Source organism: Neptuniibacter caesariensis (assembly GCF_000153345.1).
Lineage (GTDB): Bacteria > Pseudomonadota > Gammaproteobacteria > Pseudomonadales > Balneatricaceae > Neptuniibacter > Neptuniibacter caesariensis.
The window spans coordinates 817,025-833,590 of sequence record NZ_CH724126.1 but is presented as its reverse complement, the minus strand read 5'-3'; the positions used below and the strand labels follow the sequence as shown (position 1 = coordinate 833,590).

The 16,566-nt window shown below is 48.4% G+C and carries 16 protein-coding genes; 5 read left to right on the top strand and 11 right to left on the bottom strand.

Annotation, left to right across the window (positions count from 1 at the left end; genetic code table 11):
• Window positions 1–29: 29 nt before the first annotated feature.
• Window positions 30–2,054: an NADPH-dependent 2,4-dienoyl-CoA reductase gene (locus tag MED92_RS13590; RefSeq protein WP_007022133.1), complete on the bottom strand. Its 2,025-nt coding sequence runs from the start codon at window positions 2,052–2,054 to the stop codon at window positions 30–32.
• Window positions 2,055–2,108: 54 nt separating this feature from the next.
• Complete coding sequence (locus MED92_RS13585) at window positions 2,109–2,957, bottom strand: crotonase/enoyl-CoA hydratase family protein (RefSeq protein ID WP_007022132.1); 849 nt, start codon at window positions 2,955–2,957, stop codon at window positions 2,109–2,111.
• A gap of 121 nt (window positions 2,958–3,078) precedes the next feature.
• Here MED92_RS13585 and MED92_RS13580 point away from each other — a divergent pair, with 121 nt between their 5' ends.
• The 4 genes from MED92_RS13580 (at window position 3,079) to MED92_RS13565 (ending at window position 5,614) form a co-directional block, all read left to right on the top strand.
• Window positions 3,079–3,693 carry a TetR/AcrR family transcriptional regulator gene (locus tag MED92_RS13580; RefSeq protein WP_007022131.1) on the top strand — a complete coding sequence of 205 codons (615 nt, stop codon included), beginning with the start codon at window positions 3,079–3,081 and terminating at the stop codon, window positions 3,691–3,693.
• 9 nt (window positions 3,694–3,702) lie between these two features.
• Window positions 3,703–4,473, top strand: a complete 771-nt coding sequence (locus tag MED92_RS13575; RefSeq protein WP_007022129.1) for an alpha/beta fold hydrolase — start codon at window positions 3,703–3,705, stop codon at window positions 4,471–4,473.
• A 72-nt stretch (window positions 4,474–4,545) separates the two neighbouring features.
• Window positions 4,546–4,914 carry a hypothetical protein gene (locus tag MED92_RS13570; RefSeq protein WP_007022128.1) on the top strand — a complete coding sequence of 123 codons (369 nt, stop codon included), beginning with the start codon at window positions 4,546–4,548 and terminating at the stop codon, window positions 4,912–4,914.
• A gap of 34 nt (window positions 4,915–4,948) precedes the next feature.
• On the top strand, window positions 4,949–5,614 hold the full coding sequence (locus MED92_RS13565; protein ID WP_007022127.1) for a YkgJ family cysteine cluster protein: 666 nt from the start codon (window positions 4,949–4,951) through the stop codon (window positions 5,612–5,614).
• Window positions 5,615–5,880: 266 nt separating this feature from the next.
• On the opposite strand, the gene MED92_RS13560 is transcribed toward MED92_RS13565, so the two are convergent.
• Complete coding sequence (locus tag MED92_RS13560) at window positions 5,881–6,540, bottom strand: DUF1826 domain-containing protein (protein ID WP_007022126.1); 660 nt, start codon at window positions 6,538–6,540, stop codon at window positions 5,881–5,883.
• A gap of 139 nt (window positions 6,541–6,679) precedes the next feature.
• Here MED92_RS13560 and MED92_RS13555 point away from each other — a divergent pair, with 139 nt between their 5' ends.
• A complete protein-coding gene (locus tag MED92_RS13555; protein ID WP_007022125.1) occupies window positions 6,680–7,858 on the top strand; it encodes a PilT/PilU family type 4a pilus ATPase in 1,179 nt (392 codons plus the stop codon).
• Between the two features lie 21 nt (window positions 7,859–7,879).
• Here the strand turns inward: MED92_RS13555 and MED92_RS13550 are convergent, their stop codons facing one another.
• The 8 genes from MED92_RS13550 to MED92_RS13515 all read right to left on the bottom strand — a co-directional run bounded on the left by MED92_RS13550 (window position 7,880) and on the right by MED92_RS13515 (window position 16,551).
• Window positions 7,880–8,824, bottom strand: a complete 945-nt coding sequence (locus tag MED92_RS13550; RefSeq protein WP_007022124.1) for a sensor domain-containing diguanylate cyclase — start codon at window positions 8,822–8,824, stop codon at window positions 7,880–7,882.
• A 205-nt stretch (window positions 8,825–9,029) separates the two neighbouring features.
• The gene (fadA, locus tag MED92_RS13545) at window positions 9,030–10,205 is read right to left on the bottom strand and encodes an acetyl-CoA C-acyltransferase FadA (RefSeq protein ID WP_007022123.1); all 1,176 of its coding nucleotides are present in this window, start codon (window positions 10,203–10,205) and stop codon (window positions 9,030–9,032) included.
• Window positions 10,206–10,217: 12 nt separating this feature from the next.
• Window positions 10,218–12,377, bottom strand: coding sequence for a fatty acid oxidation complex subunit alpha FadB (gene fadB / locus MED92_RS13540; RefSeq protein ID WP_007022122.1), 2,160 nt, complete (start codon window positions 12,375–12,377; stop codon window positions 10,218–10,220).
• Between the two features lie 70 nt (window positions 12,378–12,447).
• Window positions 12,448–13,377: an electron transfer flavoprotein subunit alpha/FixB family protein gene (locus MED92_RS13535; protein WP_007022121.1), complete on the bottom strand. Its 930-nt coding sequence runs from the start codon at window positions 13,375–13,377 to the stop codon at window positions 12,448–12,450.
• A gap of 13 nt (window positions 13,378–13,390) precedes the next feature.
• Window positions 13,391–14,140, bottom strand: a complete 750-nt coding sequence (locus tag MED92_RS13530; RefSeq protein WP_007022120.1) for an electron transfer flavoprotein subunit beta/FixA family protein — start codon at window positions 14,138–14,140, stop codon at window positions 13,391–13,393.
• A 338-nt stretch (window positions 14,141–14,478) separates the two neighbouring features.
• Window positions 14,479–15,051 (bottom strand): Tll0287-like domain-containing protein, encoded by a 573-nt coding sequence (locus tag MED92_RS13525; protein ID WP_007022119.1) that lies wholly within the window; start codon window positions 15,049–15,051, stop codon window positions 14,479–14,481.
• 187 nt (window positions 15,052–15,238) lie between these two features.
• Complete coding sequence (locus tag MED92_RS13520) at window positions 15,239–15,985, bottom strand: enoyl-CoA hydratase (RefSeq protein ID WP_040662697.1); 747 nt, start codon at window positions 15,983–15,985, stop codon at window positions 15,239–15,241.
• Complete coding sequence (locus MED92_RS13515; RefSeq protein WP_007022117.1) at window positions 15,982–16,551, bottom strand: DUF2889 domain-containing protein; 570 nt, start codon at window positions 16,549–16,551, stop codon at window positions 15,982–15,984. Before MED92_RS13515 ends, MED92_RS13520 begins: the two co-directional genes overlap by 4 nt.
• Between the last annotated feature and the right edge of the window lie 15 nt (window positions 16,552–16,566).

Genomic DNA, 16,566 nt, shown 5'->3' with positions numbered 1-16,566 from the left:
TTCCGGCCTTTTTTCGTTTCTGGTTTTGCTTAGATTTCTGCTGCCAGGCGTGTGCCCTGGTTAATCGCTCGCTTAGCATCCAGCTCAGACGCTACATCTGCACCACCAATAAGATGTACGGGTTTGGCATTGATCTGCTCTGCCAGCTCCCGGCGTGGTTCCTGACCTGCACAGATAACCACATGATCGACTTCAAGCAGTTGCGGTTCACCGTCAACTAAGATGTGCAGCCCTGAGTCATCAATTTTCTGGTATTCACACTTATTCAGCATGCGTACACCCTTCTTCGCCAGATCAGTACGATGAATCCAGCCTGTGGTTTTGCCCAAACCGGCTCCCACCTTAGTTTTCTTGCGCTGTAGCAGATAGACCTCTCGCGCAGCAGGTTCAAATTCAGCCTGCATATTCTCAACACCACCGCGGGAGGACATGGTCATATCAACACCCCACTCTTTCATAAAGGCAGGAATATTCTGACTGGTTGACTCCCCCTGATGGACAAGTACTTCTGAGATATCAAACCCAATACCACCCGCACCAATCACAGCGACTTTCTGTCCTACTTCGGCGCCGTTCATGACATCCAGATAGGTGAGGGCTTTTTTGTGATCAACCCCTTCAAGTTCAGGCGTGCGAGGGGTAATACCGGTGGCCAGAACAATCTCATCATAACCAGATTCATTCAGCATTTCGGCACTCACCCGGGTATTCAGTTTCAACTCAACCCCTGTCAGTTCGATCTGCTTTCCAAAGTAACGGAGCGTTTCGTAAAACTCCTCTTTACCTGGAATACGTTTCGCGACATTAAACTGACCACCAATTTCAGATGCCGCATCGAACAAAGTTACCTGGTGACCGCGCTGTGCTGCAGTGGTTGCAAATGCCAAACCAGCAGGTCCGGCACCAACAACCGCAATGCGTTTCTGATCTTGAGCCGGTTCGATCACCAGTTCAGTCTCATGGCAAGCTCTCGGATTAACCAAACAGCTGGTGAGTTTGCCCGCAAATATATGATCAAGGCACGCCTGGTTACAACCGATACAGGTATTGATTTCATCTGCCCGATTTTCTGCTGCCTTGACCACAAATTCTGGATCAGCAAGGAACGGACGAGCCATAGAAACCATATCAGCATCGCCACGGGCCAGAACCTCTTCTGCAACATCCGGCATATTAATTCGGTTTGAGGTGATCACTGGAACCGACAAAGCTTCACGAACTTTTGCGGTTACCCAGGTAAACGCAGCACGAGGAACCTTGGTTGCAATAGTAGGGATACGCGCTTCATGCCAGCCTATTCCGGTATTTATGATGGTTGCGCCAGCACCTTCTATCGCCTTACCCAGAGCCACGATCTCTTCGTAAGAGCTACCGCCCTCAACCAGATCCAGCATCGACAGGCGATAGATAATAATAAAATCACTGCCCACCGCCTCACGGACACGCCTAACTACTTCAAGCGGGAAACGAATACGTTGATCATATTCTCCCCCCCACTCATCTTCACGTTTGTTGGTACGAGCGGCGATAAACTGATTGATCAGATAACCTTCCGAACCCATGATCTCCACGCCATCGTAACCGGCCTCTTTTGCCAGGGATGCACAGCGGACGAAATCACTGATCTGCTCTTCGATATCTTCATCGCTAAGCTCTTTAGGCGGAAAGGGGTTGATCGGCGCCTGTAGTGCTGAAGGAGCCACTGGCTGAGGGTTATAAGCGTAGCGTCCGGTGTGCAGGATCTGCATACAGATCTTACTATCTTCAGCATGGACAGCATCGGTTACAATGCGGTGATTCTTAACATCTTCTGCGCTGACCATCTGCGCCGCATGACCGTGAACTGCTCCGACCTTATTGGGGCCTATACCGCCTGTTACGATCATCGCAACACCGCCACGAGCACGCTCTGCATAAAATGCAGCCATCCTCTCAAAGCCATTAGGGGCCTCTTCCAGACCTAAATGCATAGATCCCATCAGGACTCGGTTTTTAAGCGTTGTGAACCCCAGATCTAATGGAGCCATCAAGTGTGGATAAGTATTAGTCGTCATCAATCTGCTCTCGTCTTAACTGCAGTGTCAGGCACCGCTTTTTATTCTGTTTACTTATTCGCTTTTCTGCAGTGGCGGCGTTACTGCGCGTAACGCTTCAAATTGAGGGGCCTTACCCGACATCTTCGCACTGAAAGTTTGCATCATATCGTTAGGCTGGAACATACCTGCCTGCCAGGTGGCCATATAGCTCAAGCTGTCAGCCACACTATGGTCACGGGCATAATTCATCATCTGTTTACATCCGGTGACCGCCAAAGGCGAGTGACCTGCAATCTGCTGTGCAATATCCATCACTCCGCTAAGCATAGCTTCCTGATCTGAATACACCTGATTCACCAGGCCGGCTTGAGCCGCCTCATTAGCCATCAGTTTTCTGGCCGTATAAGCCAGCTCACGCGTCAGCCCTTGAGGAATTAATTGCGGAAGCCTCTGCAGTGTTCCAAGATCTGCAGTCATCCCCAACTCAGTTTCTTTAACCGTAAAATAGGCATCTTCAGTGCAGTAACGCATATCCGTGGCACACACCAGATCCAAAGCTCCACCGATACAACCGCCCTGAACCGCACTGATAACCGGGAAGCGCACCTCTTCTAAAACGTTGAAACACTCCTGTAGCTGGGTCACCAAACGGCGAATCGCTTCAGCCCTTCGGCCCGCTTCTCCACTAAACATCTGGGGATCAGGTTGAGTAAACACCTCCAGATCCATTCCTGCACAGAAATGCTTTCCGGTCGAAGAGATCACCAAAACTCTGGTTTCAGCAGCGATATCAAGTTCACGTATCGCCTGTGGAAACTCTTTCCAGAAAGCCCTGTTCATAGAGTTACGCTGTTCAGGCCTGTTAAGTTGCAGATGCGCAACATGGTTTTCCACACTCAAAGTGAAGGTCTGGTATTCCATCTCGGTCCCTTTTTTATTTTTCTGCTGACGTTTAAAGAAAACTGTTCAAAAAACAATCTAGACACCGTCAAGATAATCCTCTATTTTGACAGTGTCAAGATTGATTGTTAGATTGCACGCCATGAATAAAGTAAAAAAGCCTTATCACCACGGTGACCTCAGAGAGTCACTCCTCGATGCTGCGACCGATCTGATTGCCGAAGGCGGAGTCGACAACCTGTCTATTCGCAAACTGGCGGATAAGGTTGGCGTGTCGCGCACGGCACCCTATCACCACTTCAAGGATAAGAATGCGTTGCTTTGTGCCATTGCAGAACAGGGCTTCCTGAAGCAGGATGAATTAGTGGAATCGATCTCTGCACTCCAAAGTAAGCTGAGTGCACCAGAGCTATTTGAGAAGTATGTACTCACCTACATCCGTTTTGCCGATGAAGAGAAAGAGACTTACGACCTGATGTACGGCAGAGAGATCTGGAAAAGCGGCGAACCGACCGAGTCCTTACAACTCATCTCAAAAAACTGTTTTCGTAACTGGCTGAAGTGGGTCGAGGTTCTGCAACAGGGAGGCATTTTTGATCCTGAAAAACCCTCCCTGCGTGTTGCTCAATCCAGCTGGGCTGCCCTTCACGGCTTATGCCGGTTATTCAATGATGGCATCTACATCGATCGCGAAGATATCGACGAAATCGCTAAAAACACCGTCCATATGCTGATTAATCAGCAGCGAACTGACTGAGGTGATGCCATGAAAATCCAGTTTAGCCATGCCAATGGTTTTCCCGGTAGTTGCTACAACTACCTGTTTCAGCAGATGCCGGAACACGATGTCACCTACGTAGAGAAAATGGGTCATGGCGACTATCCACTGAACAATGATCTGCGCAATTATGCGCAAGAGCTGATCAACGACATCGAACAGCGTCAATCCACTCCGGTGGTTGGAATGGGACACTCAGCAGGGGCGGTGGTTACTCTTTTAGCGGCCGCGATGCGCCCGGATCTGTTTTGCCATGTCATTCTCTGGGACCCGGTTCTGTTCAGTAAACGCAAACGCTATGCGATCAAATTATTTAAGAAACTCGGGCTACTCGATCGAATCTCACCTGCTGGACGTGCAGCAAAACGGCGGGCAGACTTTGCTAGCAGAGATGAAGCGGAAAGCTATTTCGCAGAAAAACGTCTGTTCAAGCCCTTTCACCCTGAGTGCTTCAATGATTATATCCGTCACGGTCTAACCGAGACTGAGGCAGGCGTCACCCTGAGTATCTCCCCTGAAGTGGAAGCCGATGTTTTCCGTAACGTAATGCTCAATGCCCCGAAAAAGCTTAAGCAGGTTAAGGGCACTGTGATCTACGGTAAAAACAGCGACCTTTTCGGCCGTAGTGATAAGAAGTGGTGGCAGCGAAACTTTGCCAATATGGAGATGATCAGCTTCCCCGGCGGACACCTGTTTCCTCTAGAGCACCCCGATGAAACAGTGCAATTGGTTAAACAAATTCTCAATCGGGTCGAATAGGCAAACGGAACTCTTTCATCACTATAGACTCCTACAGCTACACATAGTGTTAACTAGCAAAGGAAGCTCCTGATGAAAACAAAACACTTACCCATACTGCTCATGTTAAGCCTAGCGCCCTTCACCGCCCAAAGCGGTGAGGTAGAAATCACTCAGGCAACCGCCTCTAAAACAGGCTCGGGCACTTATCGATTCACAGTCACCCTGAAACATGAGGATACCGGCTGGGAGCACTATGCCAATAAATGGGAGGTACGCGGTCAGGATGGAACTTTGTTTGGCAGCCGGGAGTTACTTCACCCCCACGTCAATGAGCAACCCTTTACCCGTAGTTTGAGTAACGTGAAGATCCCCTCCCATATAAAAAGCGTAGTGATACGGGCTTATGATTCTGTTCACGGCCAAAGCCCGCAAGAATTTCAGGTTTCTCTGCCGGAATAAGGTAAACTGTCTTGATCTGTAAGGTAGAGTCCCCATGTCTGAGCAAGAAGTTTTTTTTTCGACTACTGATGTAGCGGAAGTTGCTGAAAAGCTTCGCAGTGTTACTGCGGAATATGAAGAGCTATTTAACCGGCTTTGTAAGCAGATCTATGTCAGTATAGAAACCCAGGCCTCAGCTTCTGATCAAGTCGCCATCACGCTCCAGTATGTTGAAGATGCGCTTCAGGCATTCAGCCAGAATTTTCCGGACAACTCACATTTAGCCTGTGGGAAAGGTTGTAGCCACTGTTGCCACTTTCCTATAGAGACGCCAACACAGGTGATCACCGATATCACCCAATACCTTTTAGATACCCGGTCAGGATCAGAATTAGCTGCGTTGAAAGCTAAGCTTCAGGTAAACATCCAACAAAGGGTTCCTCCACTGAACCGGGCACCCTGCCCATTTCTGGATGAGGATAATGCCTGCACTATTTACCTGAAACGCCCCCTTTCCTGCCGCTGGTTCAGCTCACCCGATGCACGCTTATGCGAGCAATCGGTAAAAGACGGCCGTAATATCGGCCAGCACCCAGTCCAGTCACGCATCTATCAAGCGGCTTCAACTGCATTACTGGCCGAACAAAAAAAACGGACCGGTTCAGATCAGCAGGTCGCCTTTATCCCCGCCCTGCTTACCGAGCTGACTAAGGGAACCTAAAATAAGTCTCATGCTTTCTCAGTGGGCTGTAGAACGGCCATATGCGCGAAAGTCGGTGCAGCTAAATGTCTGGACCTTTTCAAACTGACTGACAAAGCAGATGGCCGTTATAAAGCTCACCCTATGGGGCTTACAGAGCAAACGAATCACTTTGTTAACAATTTGCGTCCGGCAGGCGTCCTGAGGCAACCAGCATGACTGTAATTATTGCCTCGCGCTTCATTTGCTCTGTAAGCCTGAGGCGCATAGGACTTGTTGTAGGTTCCCTAGGCAAAATCCATAGTCGCAACAATACGCTGCTCACCACTTGGTACTGTCGGAGATCGGTGCACAATACCTGCACCGTCATTACCAAACCAACCATCACCTTTTAACAGCAACACATCACCGATTGAGGCTTGCTGGATATCAGAACTGTGCTGATAAAGCCCCGATAGATCATCGCTTAAACCACCATTGCCCGCACCGAGCTTACTTCGATCAATGACCTCATCACACAGCCACTCGCTGCCCTGTCCCTGATAAGTTGTTACCAGGCGACATCCCAGTTTGTCTGTGTGAAAACGGGGGCACATAGCTCTGTCCAGCACCTGAAGGCGTAAACCAATCTCTTCCAAATCAAAAAGGCAGGCATACATATCAACCAGCAGCCCCAAGTCCTCTATGAATGCTTGTTTATGCGTAAGGTCAGGCATAACAGAGTTAAGGTTTTTAAGGATAGATTCCGCTTTAATCACACAGCGAATATTGAACTGCCGGTTGTACTCAATGAGCTCATGGCCATAACTGATAACCCCTGCAGCCAGTTCGCGTTGGTAACAGGCCATATTGATCTGCGGCTCAAAGATCTGGGTTAATACCTCCGGATGCTCATCTAACACCGCATTAGGTTGATAAGACTCAGCCGCCGATAGATTAGCCTGCACAGTACACCTCAGAATTCCCGTAAAAAGATACAATATAACATAACTTTAATTATCTCTTAATTGAGGATGACGAGGTCCCATACATCCACTAAACTTTGTTTTACAGAAAAGATTATTACCCTATAAGGATCAGAGAGTTATGGAGTTTCAGGACTACCTCACCATACTTGCCAAACGCGACGGTTCCGACCTTTACCTCACTACCGGAGCGCCACCCTGTGCAAAGTTTGAAGGTAAGCTCACTCCACTCAGTAAAGAACCTTATAAACCCGGCGAGATTGAAGCGATCGCCAATTCCTTGATGGATGAGCAACAACAAGCAACATTTGAAGAGGAGCTGGAGATGAATCTGGCTTACTCGATCCCTAAAGTCGCCCGCTACCGTATTAACATTTTCAAGCAACGTAACCAGTACTCTATCGTCGCCCGTAATATCAAAGCAGAAATTCCCAAGATGGAGGATCTGGGCCTACCGCCGGTGCTTAAAGATGTGATTATGGAGAAACGCGGTCTGGTGCTGTTTGTAGGGGCAACTGGCTCAGGTAAATCCACCTCACTAGCAGCACTGATCGACCACCGTAATCGTAACAGCGGCGGCCACATCATCACCATTGAGGACCCGATAGAGTTTGTTCATAACCACCGCAAGTCATTGATCAACCAGCGTGAAGTGGGCGTTGATACGCGTAACTTCCATAGCGCACTAAAAAACGCCTTACGACAAGCCCCTGACGTAATCCTAATAGGTGAGATTCGTGACCAGGAAACAATGGAACAGTGCCTGACCTATGCAGAGACGGGTCACCTGGCAATTTCCACCCTGCATGCAAACAATGCCAACCAGGCGATTGATCGTATTATTAACTTCTTCCCGCAGGCACGCCATAAGCAGATCTTCCATGATCTGGCATTGAATCTTAAAGCGGTTGTTTCACAACGCCTTATTCCCACCATTGAAGGTAAACGCTGTGCAGCTATAGAGATCCTTCTGGGCACTTCCAGTATCCAGGAGCTGATCATGAAGGGCGATGTAAAAGGGATCAAAGAGGTCATGTCGAAAGGCTCAGACACCACCGGGATGCAAACCTTCGACGACTCATTATTCAAGCTCTATGACGAAGGCAAAATCACTCAGGACCAGGCGATCGTCAATGCGGATTCAGCCAACGATATGCGCCTACGTATGAATCTGGCTGTAGTCGATGAAGGTAATGGGAACGGTAACGGCAAAGAAGCAGAGCCGGATCAGCCTGCCGCCTATGATGAAGACAATCCGCTAGCGGGCATGAAACTACTGGATGATGATGAAGAGGTATAATCCTTTCATAGCGAAGAAAAACTAAGCGCCAGTCACTTTGTTTCGTCCAGAACTTTTGGATTGGTAAAGTGCACTATCCGCTCGTTTGAGAATATCCTCGACACTCTCATCTTCCGCCCTTACTTCGCTGATACCGATACTCACTGTGAACGGCACCTTATGGTTTATACTCTTATAAGGTGTCATCTCGATTGTGGCACGTAGCCTCTCCGCCACAAGGCAAGCTTCATCAAGATTAATATGTGGAAACAGAACCACAAACTCCTCACCTCCGAATCGTGAAAGAAGGTCTGTAGTCCTCAGCTGCTCCTGAATATGCGTTACTAAATGGCAAATCACACCATCCCCGACATCATGTCCGAACTGATCATTAACTTTCTTAAAGTAGTCAATATCGATAAAAGCTAAGGAGTATGTCGTGCCATATCTTTTGAAGGTTGCATAATGTTGATCAATCGATTCTCTGAAAAATCGCCGGTTATATGCACCGGTCATTGGATCTTTTTCCGCCAGGTCTTTTAACCTTTGTTCGAGACGCTTTTTCTCTGTGATATTGATTGCTAACCATATGACAGCCGCAATCTCTCCATTTTCACCCTCGACAGGAACGACCCGTCCCTCATACCAATGTGATGATAACTCACACTTCGTTCGTAAGAGCTCTGGTTTTATTTCATATTCGCAAATCAGAAGCTCACGATTTTGAACAACTTCATTGATCGAGGAGATAAATAGATCTCTCAATTCATCGGTAAAAACATCGCAGACATTTCGCCCTTTTAAATAAGCCCCATCGTCGTATAGGTGCTTAGCATTCCCACCGAGAACTTCAATATAATTCCCTTGTGTATCCAGAATAAAGAAAGGGTCAGGCAGAGCAGTAAAGAAGGTTGTCAGATCGCGCTTCATTGCGGCAACAGAGTCAGATGCTTGCTTAAGATACTTCTCTATTTCGTCAAAAGTCATCTATACAATGCCCCTTCATGACTTCAGTTTTTAACACTTCAATAGTCTGCGCTTGCAGTATAGCAGCAAGCCAATATAAGGCGGCGGAGATGCATAAGCAGGTCTTTTAATCAGCCTTTCGCTCCCAAAAACAAAAAAGCCCCGCCAAAAGGCGGGGCAAGATAGCTTAGAGCGAAGTCACTCAAGGATGCGTAACTGAAGTGGATCAAACACGTTCAATTACGGTGGAGATGCCCTGACCCATGCCGATACACATGGTTGCCAGGCCTAATGTCGCGTCCTTCTGTTCCAGAACGTTCATCAGGGTGTTAGTGATACGAGTACCGGAACAACCCAGTGGGTGACCCAGTGCAATCGCACCACCTTTCAGGTTTACTTTATCGTCCATTTTATCGAGCAGGTTCAGACCTTTCAGAACTGACAGGCCCTGAGCTGCGAAGGCTTCGTTCAGCTCGACATAGTCGATATCATCGATTGTCAGGCCGGCACGTTTCAGCGCTTTCTGCGTTGCAGGCACTGGGCCGTAACCCATAATAGATGGATCACAACCCGCGACTGCCATGCTGACAATACGCGCACGTGGTGTCAGGCCAAGCTCTTCCGCTTTCGCCGCAGACATCACTAGCATGGCGGATGCGCCATCAGAGAATGCTGACGAAGTGCCCGCTGTGACTGTACCCACTTTAGGGACGAAGACCGGTTTCAGCGTACTCAGCGTTTCTACCGTAGTTTCAGGACGAATTACTTCGTCTGCTTCCAGCAGTGATTTAAAGCCGTTCTCATCATGGCCTTCCACCGGGATGATTTCGTTATCCCAAAGACCATCAAGGTGTGCCTGATGTGCCAGACGGTGTGAGCGTGCAGCAAATTCGTCCTGCATTTCTCGACTGATACCGTTCATCTTACCCAGCATCTCTGCTGTTACACCCATCATCATGGCAGCTTTAGCCACCTGCTTTGACATCTCTGGGTTAACATCTACGCCGTGCATGATCGATACGTGGCCCATGTGCTCGACACCACCAGCGATGAAGATATCACCGTTACCGGTCATGATTGCCTGAGCAGCGGCATGCAGAGCAGCCATCGAAGAACCACACAAACGGTTGATTGTCTGTGCTGCTACGGTGTGCGGAATGCCCGCCAGCACTGCAGCATTTCGGCCGATATTGAAGCCCTGCTCTTTAGTCTGGTTAACACAGCCCCACATGATGTCTTCAATAGCGGCAGGCTTAAGCGATGGATTACGCTCAAGCAGCGCCTTCATCACTGCAGCTGATAGTGCTTCTGCACGTACATTTCGAAAAGAACCGTTTCTGGATTTACCCATCGGGGTACGAACACCGTCAACGATAACTACGTCAGTTGGTTTCAAGCTCATTGTCTCTACCCCTTATGCCTTTTCACCGGAAAAGTATTTTTCGCCAGAAGCGGCCATCTGTTTCATTTTCTCAGTCGGCTGATACAGCGGACCCAGCGCTTCGTATTGCTTCGCCATTTCGCAGAACTTATCCAGACCCATCTGGTCCAGATAGTGCAGCGCACCGCCGCGGAATGGAGGGAAACCAATACCGTAGATCAGCCCCATATCGGCTTCTGCCGGGGTAGCTACGATGCCATCTTCCAGGCAACGTACCGTTTCGATGCACAGCGGAATCATCATACGCGCGATGATCTCTTCATCGCTAAACTCACGTGGTTCAGCAACCACATCGGCAAGCAGTGCAGGAACTTCTTCATCAGCGAGTTTCTTCGGCTTACCTTTACGGTCCAGTTCGTAGCGGTAGAAACCTTTGCTGTTCTTCTGACCGAAACGCTCCAGTTTGTACATGCGATCAATCGCATTTTCGCCTTCGTGAGTCATACGATCCGGGAAGCCTTCTGCCATTACAGCATCCGCGTGGTGTGCGGTATCAATACCCACCACATCCAGAAGGTATGCAGGTCCCATTGGCCAGCCGAAACGTTCCATCACTTTATCGATCTGCTGGAAGTTCGCCCCATCAGATACCAGTGCGCTGAAACCGCCGAAGTATGGGAACAGGACACGGTTAACCAGGAAGCCCGGGCAGTCATTCACAACAATCGGCGTTTTACCCATCGCTTTGGCATAAGCGACTGTACGAGCGACTGCCTCTTCAGAGGTTTTCTCACCACGGATGACTTCTACCAGTGGCATCTGATGCACTGGGTTAAAGAAGTGCATACCACAGAAGTTTTCTGGCTTTTTCAGTGCTGTTGCCAGCTCAGTGATTGAGATGGTTGAGGTGTTCGACGTCAGTACCGCGCCTTCTGGAAGTTCGCCTTCCACTTCAGCCAGCACCGCTTTCTTAACATTCGGATTCTCAACAACCGCTTCTACGACCAGATCAACAGAACCAAAATCACCGTAATTCAGAGTGGGTGTGATCTTGTTCAGAACGCTGGCCATCTTCATAGCATCCATACGACCACGGGAAACGCGCTTGTTCAGCAGTTTTGTCGCTTCATCCAGACCCAGATCCAGAGCAGCGTCGTTGATATCTTTCATCAGGATCGGCGTACCTTTAGAGGCAGACTGGTAAGCCACACCGCCCCCCATGATACCCGCACCCAGTACAGCGGCTTTCTTAACAGGTTCAGCTTTGCTTTCGAAGCTTTTGCTAACCTTCTTCACGTACTGGTCTTTCATGAACAGACCAACCAGCGATGCACAAACCTCTGTCTTAGCAACTTTAACAAAGCCTTTTGCTTCGACTTCGATCGCTTTATCACGCGGCAAGTTCGCATGCTTCTGAATCGCTTTCAAAGCAGCCATTGGTGCCGGGTAATGAGGCCCCGCTTTACCACCGATGACACCTTTCGCCGATTCAAACGCCATCATCTGCTCGATCTGGTTTAGTTTAATCGGGCTTTTCTTCTCTTCACGACGGGCAGCATAGTCAAACTTACCGGCATTACAATTCTTAATCAGATCCAGCGCTGCAGCGGCTACCTGATCAGGCGCAACAACAGAATCGACTGCGCCATCAGTCAGAGCGGCATCGGCACGCTTTTCAACACCACCACATACCCATTCATTGCCGTTATCGACACCAATCAGACGCGGCAGACGAACTGTACCACCCCATCCAGGGAAGATACCCAGTTTTACTTCAGGCAGACCAACTTTGGCGTTATTTGCCAGTACACGGTAATCGGTTGCCAGACATACCTCGAAACCACCGCCAAGCGCCAGACCATTAATAGCCGCGACCGTTGGGCATGGCAGATCTTCAATTGCATTGAAGATCTGATGAATGCTCAGCAGGCCTTCTACAATCTCTTCTTCAGTAGCCGAGAACATCTGCATAAATTCGGTGATGTCCGCGCCGACGATAAAGCTGTCTTTAGCACTGGAGAAAATCACACCACGGATACCTTCAGTACCCGCCAACATAGTTACAGCTTCACGCAGTTCTGCCAGCGTTGCCTGATCGAGTTTGTTAACAGCATCTTCTTTGCGGTTGAAAACCACATCGTAGATCCCATCTTCGATCGGCTTCACCTGAATCGTTTGTCCATCGAAAAGCATCTAAGTTGCTCCGTATTTTTATTTTGGGCTCAGGCATAGCCTGAGCACTTTGGGATTCTTATATCTTTAATTAAAGCTTAGTTTCCAGTTCAGGTACGGCTTCAAACAGATCTGCTACCAGACCATAATCCGCAACCTGGAAGATGGGCGCTTCTTCATCTTTATTGATCGCCACAATCACTTTGGAATCTTTCATACCTGCCAGGTGCTGAATCGCACCGGAAATACCCACAGCGATATAAAGATCGGGTGCCACCATCTTACCGGTCTGACCTACCTGCATATCATTAGGTACAAAGCCTGCATCTACCGCTGCGCGTGATGCACCAACCGCAGCGCCTAGCTTGTCAGCAACACTGTAGAGCAGGTCAAAGTTTTCACCATTGCCCATGCCTCGACCACCTGACACAACTACTGAAGCAGCCGTTAGTTCTGGTCGGTCGCTCTCTGCCAGCTCTTCACCGACAAAACTGGAGATACCCGCGTCACAAGCTTCGCCAATCGCTGCAACCTCTGCACTACCACCCGCACTTTCAACCGCATCAAATGCAGTACCACGTACGGTGATTACTTTCACAGTATCTGAAGACTGAACCGTAGCGATCGCATTACCTGCATAGATTGGACGTTTGAAGGTATCGGCCGACTCTACTGCGATGATGTCGGAGATCTGGTTAACATCCAGCAGTGCGGCAACGCGTGGCAAGAAGTTTTTGCCGGTGGTGGTCGCTGACGCCAGAATATGGCCATAATCAGAAGCTAGGGTCTGAACCAGCTTGCTCATATTTTCCGCTAGCTGATGCTCATAAGCTGCATTATCAGCTAACAGCACTTTTGCCACCGCTGGAATCTGTGCTGCTGTCTCAGCCACAGCCTGACAGTTACTGCCAGCGACCAGCAGATGAATATCTCCACCAATTGCAGTCGCAGCCGAGAGAGTATTCAGCGTGACAGGCTTAAGTTCATTGTTATCGTGTTCTGCAATTACCAGAATAGTCATGACGTAAGCCTCCTCAGATCACTTTTGCTTCGTTGCGCAGTTTTTCTACCAGCTCATCTACAGAGCCCACCATAATCCCAGCCTGACGTTCAGCAGGAGGATCTACACGCAGCAGAGAAAGGTTGCTGGATACGGTAACACCCAGATCATCCGGGCTGATCACTTCCAGCGGTTTACGTTTAGCTTTCATAATATTTGGCAGAGAGGCATAACGCGGCTCGTTAAGGCGCAGATCCGTGGTAACAATCGCCGGCATAGCAAGTTCGACCGTTTGCAGGCCACCATCTACTTCACGGGTTACCTGTACTTTATCGCCATCAACTTTAACTTCAGATGCGAAAGTACCCTGAGGACGGTCCAACAAGGCTCCCAGCATTTGCCCTGTCTGGTTATTGTCTGAATCGATTGCCTGCTTACCCAGAATCACCATACCCGGCGCTTCTTTCTCAACCACTTTTGCCAGTAGTTTAGATACAGACAGAGAATCCGGGCCATCTTCAGTGTCGATGCGGACACCACGATCAGCGCCTAATGCCAGCGCTGTACGGATCTGTTCTTCACAACTTTTGCTACCGATAGAAACCACAACCACTTCCGAAGCAGTACCTGCTTCTTTCAAGCGAACCGCCTCTTCGATTGCAATTTCACAGAATGGATTCAGGGCCATTTTGACATTGGCCAGATCAACATCGCTGTTATCCGCTTTCACGCGAACTTTCACGTTGTAGTCAATTACTCGTTTTACGGCAACCAGTACTTTCATAACCGCCTCTTTTCATTGTTATTGTGGAAGCCTGCGTATTTGTTGAAAAAGCAGGCTTCGCTATTAGCGGGAATTATCAGGAACATAAAGCATAGTTCCTCTTCCCTAAGCTATGTATCCATCTTAGTTCTGAGGCAAAAATCAACAATGACAAAAAGCAGCTACATTCCTGACAAAAAATATCAATATTCATCAAACCACTGAAAACAAAGGCCTCAGAGGCACTTAACCAGCAAACATAAACAATCAGCTTTGCTAGCAAAAACTGTCAAACATGTTCAAACCTTTTTACAGGCAAAAAAAAAGGGAGCCTCAGCTCCCCTTTAGGTAACGTATCTTTACAGGTATTTTTTCAGCGTAAAAGCACCGCGTAAGTCCCCTGCATTAAAACCTGTTGCGTGATCTTGTGGATACAATTCGATGATATGCGCTTTAAGCTCCGGCTGAACCTTACTACCATGGCAGGCTAAACACTGCTCCCCCACCGGAATCGCTTTCATCATACGAAAAACCTTACGCCCTTCAACATCAACAACGATCTGTGAAAAAGCGAGCGTTTTGAGATTTGCACCCTGGCGTGCTTTTGACTGAAATTGCTCTAGAACCGCTTTTTCCCATTGATCGGGTGCGTTTTCCGGGTTTCTTAACTTAAGGCTGGTACGTGCGATTTGCCAGTCAGAAGCACTACCGATATTTTCAGTTAGATCGGCCGCTTTAGTATTACAGACACTGATTGCAGCCGGTGCGCCGCCTTCCTCTTTAGCTTTCTTAAGCTCACCACCTAAGGTGTTAATAAGTTGCTTTATAACCCCTTTCCCTTCTTGCTGCAGTTCTGGAATATTCACCGAAAACGTTTCTGCATGTACGGTAGAAGCACCTAAAAGAAACACTGCACATAGGATTTTTTTCATATCCGGTTCCCCTCTGAACCATTAGAGCCATTGAAAAGCCTTCAAACTTTTGCCCGACCCATACCAATAATCTGTGCAGCCGATTATACGGATCTATCTAATTTAGTAAATGCTTATATAAAAAGACCGGCCATAGTAAGCCGGTATCAAAATTTGAAGGTAATTCGTTAGGACTGACGGTTCAGAATCATTTTTGCAGGAAACCCATCAACGCTTGACGCGCTTCCTCAGAAAAGAGGCTTTCATAGAAAAGGCTACCCTCTTCATCGATGACACGATGAAGTTGCTGTAAATACTCTTTTTTAAGCAGATGCTTCGAATTGCGAACTGATTTTTGCGGCAAATTTGCCAAGCCTTCCGCTTTCCCTTGCGCAACGGCTAGCAGGTCACTTTCAGAAACAGTTTTGTTTACGAGCCCGACTTCAAAAGCTCTTTGCGCATCAAATGAAGTCCCTTCCACCAGCAGCTCAAAGGCGTGGCGGTGTCCAATCATATTCGGCAATAACAGTGTAGAGCCTGCTTCAGGAATAAGACCCAACTGAACGAAAGGCATCTTACAACGCAGATTTGTCGCAGCGATGACCAGATCACAGTGCAGCATCATCGTTGTGCCAATACCCACAGCATCGCCATGTACAGCGATTACAACCGGCTTACTAAAATCAGCGAGGGCATGTAGGAAGCCTAGAATCGTGTTAACGGTATCCGGGCTATCTCCTGCAGCCACAAAGTCTGCAATATCATTACCCGAACAGAAAGAATCCCCAGCCCCACTCAACAGAATGGCATTAACCTTTTCATCCTGATCAGCCGCTTTTAAAACAGTGGTTAATTCAGAATACATCTGTAAGGTCAGTGCGTTTTTCTTATCCGGTCGGTTAAGCGTGATCTCAAGCACTTTACCTTTTAGCTGAGTAAGAATCTGTTCCATCATTGTTGCTCCTCAACCGGGATCAAATCAGCGGCTTGATAATGTTCTGGAATATACTGTTTTACCATATCGCTGCTTTGCCCCCAGGTGTGGCAGGTATTGAGCATAAATTTAGCTCCTTCGGCGAGAACGTTTTTATCGCTGCTAGGCCACATCGTCTGAATCGCGGTGGTGGCAAGTACCGGTAGCAACTCATTCATATGCGTACACCCCTCAACACCACCCAAAAGCTCTTTACACTGCCTCTGCCATCCAGGACCTATCCGGGTCCCTTCCAGCTTTCGAAAAGCACTGCCAATTCGACCACACATGCGAAAGGGAGCACGATCAATACAAGCCTCAGCTTCACGAATAAGCAGCGTCGTATCCAACGTGATGCGGATACTCAGATCATGAAACGCCTCCCCCGCAGGAACATGGCCACCACGTTCAGGGTTATCCACATCATGGGTTTTAATATCAGTCATTTGGGCTTCAATATCCCATAGACCATCTTCACGAAGGTAGCCATTACAATTCACCAAGCGATTATGATGAGTTGCACGGCGAACAGGTCTCGACAGAGGCATGCTTTAGCTCCGCCG

Excerpts from the sequence above, each read along its gene's own strand:
- MED92_RS13580 (WP_007022131.1), top strand. The coding sequence starts at position 3,079 with ATGAATAAAGTAAAAAAGCCTTATCACCACGGTGACCTCAGAGAGTCA.
- MED92_RS13575 (WP_007022129.1), top strand. The coding sequence starts at position 3,703 with ATGAAAATCCAGTTTAGCCATGCCAATGGTTTTCCCGGTAGTTGCTAC.
- MED92_RS13525 (WP_007022119.1), bottom strand. The coding sequence starts at position 15,051 with ATGAAAAAAATCCTATGTGCAGTGTTTCTTTTAGGTGCTTCTACCGTA.
- MED92_RS13570 (WP_007022128.1), top strand. The coding sequence starts at position 4,546 with ATGAAAACAAAACACTTACCCATACTGCTCATGTTAAGCCTAGCGCCC.
- MED92_RS13590 (WP_007022133.1), bottom strand. The coding sequence starts at position 2,054 with ATGACGACTAATACTTATCCACACTTGATGGCTCCATTAGATCTGGGG.
- MED92_RS13520 (WP_040662697.1), bottom strand. The coding sequence starts at position 15,985 with ATGATGGAACAGATTCTTACTCAGCTAAAAGGTAAAGTGCTTGAGATC.
- fadB (WP_007022122.1), bottom strand. The coding sequence starts at position 12,377 with ATGCTTTTCGATGGACAAACGATTCAGGTGAAGCCGATCGAAGATGGG.
- MED92_RS13555 (WP_007022125.1), top strand. The coding sequence starts at position 6,680 with ATGGAGTTTCAGGACTACCTCACCATACTTGCCAAACGCGACGGTTCC.
- MED92_RS13515 (WP_007022117.1), bottom strand. The coding sequence starts at position 16,551 with ATGCCTCTGTCGAGACCTGTTCGCCGTGCAACTCATCATAATCGCTTG.
- fadA (WP_007022123.1), bottom strand. The coding sequence starts at position 10,205 with ATGAGCTTGAAACCAACTGACGTAGTTATCGTTGACGGTGTTCGTACC.
- MED92_RS13550 (WP_007022124.1), bottom strand. The coding sequence starts at position 8,824 with ATGACTTTTGACGAAATAGAGAAGTATCTTAAGCAAGCATCTGACTCT.
- MED92_RS13535 (WP_007022121.1), bottom strand. The coding sequence starts at position 13,377 with ATGACTATTCTGGTAATTGCAGAACACGATAACAATGAACTTAAGCCT.
- MED92_RS13530 (WP_007022120.1), bottom strand. The coding sequence starts at position 14,140 with ATGAAAGTACTGGTTGCCGTAAAACGAGTAATTGACTACAACGTGAAA.
- MED92_RS13585 (WP_007022132.1), bottom strand. The coding sequence starts at position 2,957 with ATGGAATACCAGACCTTCACTTTGAGTGTGGAAAACCATGTTGCGCAT.
- MED92_RS13565 (WP_007022127.1), top strand. The coding sequence starts at position 4,949 with ATGTCTGAGCAAGAAGTTTTTTTTTCGACTACTGATGTAGCGGAAGTT.